This window comes from Schinkia azotoformans LMG 9581 (assembly GCF_000307855.1).
GTDB classification, from domain to species: Bacteria; Bacillota; Bacilli; order Bacillales; family Bacillaceae_J; genus Schinkia; species Schinkia azotoformans.
The window spans coordinates 146,738-153,655 of the sequence record NZ_AJLR01000148.1; the positions used below are offsets into that span (position 1 = coordinate 146,738).

The 6,918-nt window shown below is 40.7% G+C and carries 5 protein-coding genes and 1 pseudogene; 1 reads left to right on the forward strand and 5 read right to left on the reverse strand.

What is annotated here, in order from left to right:
- Window positions 1-19: 19 nt before the first annotated feature.
- The 5 genes and pseudogenes from BAZO_RS18945 to BAZO_RS18965 form a co-directional block, all read right to left on the reverse strand.
- Complete coding sequence (locus BAZO_RS18945) at window positions 20-1,003, reverse strand: alpha-ketoacid dehydrogenase subunit beta (protein ID WP_003333070.1); 984 nt, start codon at window positions 1,001-1,003, stop codon at window positions 20-22.
- A gap of 11 nt (window positions 1,004-1,014) precedes the next feature.
- Window positions 1,015-2,007, reverse strand: coding sequence for a thiamine pyrophosphate-dependent dehydrogenase E1 component subunit alpha (locus BAZO_RS18950; protein WP_003333071.1), 993 nt, complete (start codon window positions 2,005-2,007; stop codon window positions 1,015-1,017).
- A gap of 218 nt (window positions 2,008-2,225) precedes the next feature.
- Window positions 2,226-3,647, reverse strand: a complete 1,422-nt coding sequence (gene lpdA, locus BAZO_RS18955) for a dihydrolipoyl dehydrogenase (protein WP_003333072.1) — start codon at window positions 3,645-3,647, stop codon at window positions 2,226-2,228.
- A gap of 63 nt (window positions 3,648-3,710) precedes the next feature.
- Complete coding sequence (gene bcd / locus BAZO_RS18960; RefSeq protein WP_003333073.1) at window positions 3,711-4,808, reverse strand: branched-chain amino acid dehydrogenase; 1,098 nt, start codon at window positions 4,806-4,808, stop codon at window positions 3,711-3,713.
- A gap of 156 nt (window positions 4,809-4,964) precedes the next feature.
- A pseudogene (locus BAZO_RS18965) lies at window positions 4,965-6,332 on the reverse strand (sigma-54 interaction domain-containing protein); the annotation flags it as partial.
- A 192-nt stretch (window positions 6,333-6,524) separates the two neighbouring features.
- Between BAZO_RS18965 and BAZO_RS18970 the strand changes: the two are divergent.
- The gene (locus tag BAZO_RS18970) at window positions 6,525-6,767 is read left to right on the forward strand and encodes a DUF2627 domain-containing protein (protein ID WP_003333076.1); all 243 of its coding nucleotides are present in this window, start codon (window positions 6,525-6,527) and stop codon (window positions 6,765-6,767) included.
- Window positions 6,768-6,918 lie beyond the last annotated feature (151 nt).

Here is a 6,918-nt window from a genome sequence, read left to right on the forward strand (position 1 = left end):
ATCAGCCTGCTGAATAAAGTTAATACTCTGCTAGCTCTCTCATTGCTTTTTCAACTTTTTCTGGATTAACCATGAAGAATTTTTCCATTGTTGGTGCATATGGCATGGCCGGAACATCCGGACCAGCAAGGCGCATGATTGGTGCATCTAAGTCATACAGGCAATTTTCAGCGATAATGGCTGCAACTTCACTTAATATGCTTCCTTCTTTATTGTCTTCGGTTACTAATAACACTTTTCCTGTTTTCGATGCGGATTCAATAATAGCTTCTTTATCTAAAGGATAGACCGTACGTAAATCCAGAACCTGTGCTGATATTCCTTCATTCGCAAGCTTTTCAGCAGCTTGTAAAGCGAAGTGAACACATAAACCGTAGGTGATGACCGTAATGTCATCGCCTTCACGTTTTACATCTGCTTTGCCAATCGGTAATACATAATCCTCATCAGGAACTTCACCTTTTATAAGTCTATATGCACGTTTATGTTCAAAAAAGATGACCGGATCATCATCACGAATCGCAGCTTTTAATAAGCCCTTCACATCATAAGGTGTTGATGGCATCACAATTTTTAATCCAGGTTGATTGGCAAAGACGGCCTCAACCGATTGCGAATGATAAAGAGCACCGTGGACGCCTCCTCCATATGGTGCGCGTATAACTAATGGGCAGTTCCAATCATTATTAGAGCGATAGCGGATTCTAGCTGCTTCAGAAATGATTTGATTGACAGCCGGCATAATAAAGTCAGCAAATTGGATTTCAGCAACCGGACGATGTCCGTACATGGCAGCGCCTACGCCAACCCCAACGATCGCAGATTCGGCAAGTGGAGTATCGATGACTCTGTTTTCACCAAATTCATCATAAAGTCCGATCGTTGCCTTAAAAACGCCGCCTTTTCTCCCTACGTCTTCACCTAAAACAAAAACCTTTTCATCACGTTTCATTTCTTCATAAAGCGCGGTCGTTACAGCCTCGATGTATGACTTAATCGCCATATTATCCCCTCCTATTCTCCATATACGTATTTTAAAGCATCTTCCGGATTAGCATATGGAGCTTTTTCTGCATATTCAGTCGCTTCATCAACAACACTGTGAATATTTTCGATAATCTCTTTCTCTAACGTATCTGATAAAATCCCTATCTCCTTTAAATAAGAAGAAAAAGTAAGGAGCGGGTCTCTTTTTTTAGATTCCTCAACCTCTTCTCGTGAACGATACGTTCTATCGTCATCATCACTGGAATGTGGCGTTAACCGATATGATACAGTTTCAATCAGGGAAGGTCCCTCACCTCTTCTTGCTCTATCGGCGGCACGTTTAACAGCTTCGTATACTGTAAGCGGATCATTTCCATCAACTGTTTCCCCAGGCATACCATAGCCAATGGCCCGGTCCGATACTTTTTCACAAGATAATTGTTTTTCAATAGGAACTGAAATCGCATATTTATTATTTTCACACATAAAAATTACTGGCAGTTTATGAACACCTGCAAAGTTGGCACCTTCATGAAAATCGCCTTGGTTTGAAGAACCTTCACCAAAGGTAACAAACGATACTAAATCTTTTCCTTCCATCTTTCCTGCAAGAGCGATACCTACAGCATGCGGAACTTGAGTCGTTACCGGGGAAGAACCAGTTACTATTCGATTTTTTTTCATTCCAAAATGTCCTGGCATCTGCCGTCCCCCTGAGTTTGGATCTTCCGCTTTTGCAAATCCAGAAAGCATTATGTCCTTTGCTGTCATCCCGAATGTAAGAACGACACCCATGTCCCGATAGTAGGGCAGCACATAATCTTTATTTTTATCCAACGCAAAGGCAGCTCCAACTTGTGCAGCTTCCTGTCCTTGACAAGAAATAACAAATGGGATTTTTCCGGCACGATTTAATAACCACATACGTTCATCAATTTTCCGAGCCAAAACCATCGTTGCAAACATTTCCAAAACAGTTTCGTCACTTAAGCCAAGTGATTGATGACGATTTTCCGCCATATGAGTTTCCCCCTTATAATTGATTTATTGTAGTCTAGCTCCAGCGCCCAGCGCATCCGCTTTTCTTATTGTCCAGCTCCGGCCACCCAGCGCCTAGCGAGACTTCCTTCACCTCCGTACGATAAGTCAACATCGTCTCACATTCGTTCGACGTGTTTCCTTTATCTCCTCCGGCTCAGTCCAGTCCGAACGGCGCTAATCGTGTGGCCTCCGCTTTTCTATCCATGGATTGCCTTTCCATCAACCGCTAATGCTGCCTCTCCGATTGCTTCTGATAAAGTTGGATGCGGATGAATGGTATGAGCAATTTCCCATGGTGTTGCATCTAAAACTCTAGCGAGTCCAGCTTCCGAAATCATATCCGTTACATGCGGACCGATCATATGAACACCTAAAAGATCATCTGTATCTCGGTCTGCCACTAATTTTACAAAACCGTCTGATTCACCGAAAACAAGGGCTTTGCCAATCGCTTTAAACATGAATTTTCCTATTTTAACATTATAACCTTTTGTCTTAGCCTCATCCTCAGTGTAGCCCACGCTCGCAACTTCCGGATTCGAATAAATACATTTTGAAATCAATGAATAGTCAATCGGGCTTGGTTTTTCTCCAGTTAGGTGCTCAACCGCTACTATACCTTCATGTGAGGCAACATGGGCCAGTTGTAAACCACCGATTACATCCCCAATCGCGTAAATATGAGATTCCTTTGTTTGATAAAATGGATTCGTACAAATTGCACCTTTTTCAACTTCGATAGAGGTGTTTTGTAACCCAATATCCTCAACATTTGCTTGCCGGCCAACAGAAACTAACATTGTATCAGCGGAAAACGTTTTTTGCTCGCCTTTAATTTCAGCAGCAATTGTTACGCCATTCTCTTTTACGAGCGTTTCGGGCAAAACCTTCGCACCTGTCACGATTTTTATTTTCTTCTTTTTCATAATTCGTTGCATTTCTTTCGAAATTTCATGGTCCTCAGTCGGGATTATACGGTCAGCATATTCTATAACCGTAACATCTACGCCAAAATCTGATAGCATGGAAGCCCACTCAATGCCAATTACGCCACCACCAACGATGATAATCGAGCTTGGTAGGTTTTCCATCGCCAGCGCTTCATCAGAGGTCATTACATATTTTCCGTCAATTTCTAAACCTGGCAAGGATCTTGGTCTTGACCCTGTTGCTATTATTACATTTTTAGGGATTAACATTTCATTTTCTGCACCACTCTTCATTTCTACAGAAATGGTACCTGGAGTTGGCGAAAAGATAGACGGACCAAGAATTCGACCAATCCCCTCGTAAATGTCAATTTTTCCTTTTTTCATTAAGTGCTCGATACCACGAACAAGTTGATCAATAATTTTTTGTTTACGTTCCTGTACTTTTAGAAAGTCGAGCTTAACATCAGATAATATGACGCCAAATTCTTCACCACGTTTTGCTGTAGCATACACTTCTGCACTTCGGAGTAGTGCTTTACTTGGGATACACCCTTGATGAAGACAGGTTCCACCTAGTTTTCCTTTTTCAACAATTGCCGTTTTTAACCCGAGCTGTGCAGCTCTAATTGCTGCGACATAACCACCAGTTCCACCGCCAAGTATTACGAGATCATATTCTGTCGCCATTATTTCTCCCCCTATTCGATATTCAATGCACCATTGACCAACACATGCTTATATAGCTGTTCATCATTTTCTACGACTTAAAATATGTTTACCATTTTGTAGAAATTGGCTGCGGGAATGACGCATTCTTTCGATCCGTTCCTCTGCTAGTCGATCTGCCGCCTTATACGTTGGAATCCCATCCCGCTTTGAAATTTCTATTACTTTCGCAATATTATCATAGATCATTTCCACTTTTTTCATAGCACGATCTCTGTTATATCCATAAAGTTCATCTGCTACATTTATAACCCCGCCGGCATTTATAACATAATCTGGTGCATAAACGATCCCTAACTCGTGAAGGCGGTCGCCGTGTCGCTCGTCCTTCAACTGATTATTGGCGGAACCTGCAATTACCTTTGCTTTCAACTGAGGGATTGTAGTATCGTTGATCGTTGCACCAAGCGCACATGGCGAATAAATATCACAGTCTACACTGTATATATCGCTTGGGTCGACAGCCTTTGCACCAAATTCCTGAACGGCACGCTGGACCGCTTCTTTATTGATATCTGTAACAATCAGGTTTGCACCCTCTTTATTTAAGTACTCACATAGCGTATAGGCAACACTGCCCACGCCTTGAACAGAAATCGTTTTTCCCTCCAATGAATCCGTTCCAAATGCTTCTTTTGCCGCAGCTTTCATCCCGCGGTAAACACCATAAGCTGTAACCGGTGATGGATTCCCTGATGATCCAAAAGCAGGAGAAATACCAGTTACATAATCTGTTTCTTCATGAATCAAATCCATATCAGCCACAGTTGTTCCCACATCCTCAGCTGTGATGTATCTTCCATTTAAACCTTGAACATACCTTCCGAATGCCCGAAACATAGCTTCATTCTTATCTTTTCTTGGGTCGCCGATGATGACCGTTTTTCCACCGCCTAAATTTAAACCGGCTGCCGCATTTTTATACGTCATCCCTTTCCCTAAGCGTAACGCATCTTCAATAGCCGCTTCCTCTGATTCATAGGTCCACATCCGTGTCCCACCCAGTGCCGGTCCAAGGGTCGTATCATGAATACATATGATTGCTTTTAAACCTGACTGCTTATCTTGACAAAAAACTAATTGCTCATAATCATATTTTTCCATGTAATTGAAAATTTCCATTTTATTTCCTCCTTTTGTTATTCTCTTCTACTGTACAACCTTCGCGTCCAATCCCAGTTCTATTTTTATAGATGCAATTAACATGCCAATCACTGAATATTGAAAGCGCTTTATTTGTCAGTTTTTAAACAATGCAAAAACTTGCAATTATGCAATCTATTGCATGCCATTATATGCAATTTTATACTTTTCAATTTTGTAATATAAGTTTCTAAGAGAAATTCCTAATTCTTTTGCAGTCTTTGTTTTATTCCCCTTATTTTTATTTAATTCGAAATAGATTACTTTTGCTTCAAAATCTTCTATCATTTCAGAGAGTGGCCGTGAATGCTCCAAATTAATTTCAATCGGGAAGTTCGTTTCTTTCTTATCAAGCATTTTTGTCTCTAGATGCGGGATATGTTGAACATCAACGATAACTTCATTAAAGTTCATATTAATAATCGCTCTTCCCAAAATGTTCTCGAGTTCTCTTACATTCCCAGGCCATTCATAACTTGATAAATACTCAAGGGCAGCATCGGTTAACCCTTCAACATTTCTCCCAAAGTCTTGATTTATTTTTTTTAGAAGATGGTAGCTTAATAACGGAATATCCTCTTTGCGATCGCGCAATGGCGGGATTTGGATCGGAAGCTTATTTATTCGATAATACAAGTCTTCACGAATTCTACCTTCGGCCATACCTTTTTCAAGATTGACATTCGTAGCCGCTATCACTCGAACATTAATGGGTATCGGTTTTGTCCCACCGACCCTTACAATTTCATTTTCTTGCAACACTCTTAATAGTTTCGCTTGAGTTTCTGTAGATAATTCACCAATTTCATCCAAAAAAATACTTCCATTATTCGCTTCCTCAAATAACCCCCGTTTGCCGCCACGTTTTGCACCTGAAAATGCTCCTTCTTCGTACCCGAACAATTCACTTTCCAATAGCGAAAACGATATGGCTGCGCAATTGACACGAATAAATTTGTTATACTTGCGGTTGCTTGCATTATGGATAGCGTGAGCGAAAAGCTCTTTTCCTGTACCGGATTCCCCTCTTAACAGGACTGTTGCTGGTGTTTTGGCACCTAATTTGGCTTGTTCAATTGCAAAATGCATCTCATCTGAAGAGCCAATAATATCTTCAAACGTATATTTCGCTTCCAATGTACGAATGATTTGTCTCGCTCTATGTAGTTCTTCAGTTAATGCTTGGATTTCAGAAACATCGCGGATGACACCAACGCTTCCTTTTAAAATCCCGTCAACAATAATGGGCGCAACATTGACAAGCACATCTCTCCTATTCGGACCAACCTTCATCCTAACGCCCCGAACAGGCTTCCTTGTCTGCAACACCTTAAAATGCATACTTTCTCCCTCTGAAATGTCTGCCGTTGCCGGCTGTCCGACAACCTGTTCCCGTGTTAGGCCGGTTAATCTGGTATAAGCGGGATTGATAATAATTCCAGTTCCATGCTCATCAACGACGGAGATTGCTTCATCCGATGATTGGATAATCGCCTCCAACATTTTCGCATGGACGTCGGATTGGTTTAGGTTTTGCATTTTATTTCACTCCTTAGGAAATAATCGTGCAAAATTCTTCATTGTTATTATCATCTCTAATATATGAAAAAAAATCAATGGTTTTTAACTTAATTCTTTTATTATCCCGTGTTATACTTATTTCATGATGAAGTTGATATTGAAAGGGAATTTGATATGAGCCGACTGATTGCTTTATTAGTAGTAGCAATACCTGGATTTCTTGCAGTATTAGGCTTTAAGCTAATGCGGGATACGCTCTTTGGTATTGAACAATTCCATATACCATTTTTATGGCTGCAATTTTTAATCGGACTGCTTTTATTTTTGTTAGGATTAATATTTGTAGCTGGTTTTATTTTTTACCGAGATAAAAAAAGAAAAAAACTTCAACCAAAATTTCAAAATAAGAAAGCGTAAGAAAAGGTCGTTAGCTACATCGCTAACGACCTTTGTTTCACTGTCTAGCTCCAGCGCCCAGCGACTAGTAAACTTCGCCCACCTCCCTACGATAAGTCAACATCGACTCACATTCGTTCTTCGTGTTTCCTTTATCTCAGTCGATGGGCTC

Bases quoted from the DNA above. Each gene is read 5' to 3' on its own strand.
- BAZO_RS18950 (WP_003333071.1), bottom strand. From the start codon at position 2,007: ATGGCGGAAAATCGTCATCAATCACTTGGCTTAAGTGACGAAACTGTT.
- lpdA (WP_003333072.1), bottom strand. From the start codon at position 3,647: ATGGCGACAGAATATGATCTCGTAATACTTGGCGGTGGAACTGGTGGT.
- BAZO_RS18970 (WP_003333076.1), top strand. From the start codon at position 6,525: ATGAGCCGACTGATTGCTTTATTAGTAGTAGCAATACCTGGATTTCTT.
- BAZO_RS18945 (WP_003333070.1), bottom strand. From the start codon at position 1,003: ATGGCGATTAAGTCATACATCGAGGCTGTAACGACCGCGCTTTATGAA.
- bcd (WP_003333073.1), bottom strand. From the start codon at position 4,808: ATGGAAATTTTCAATTACATGGAAAAATATGATTATGAGCAATTAGTT.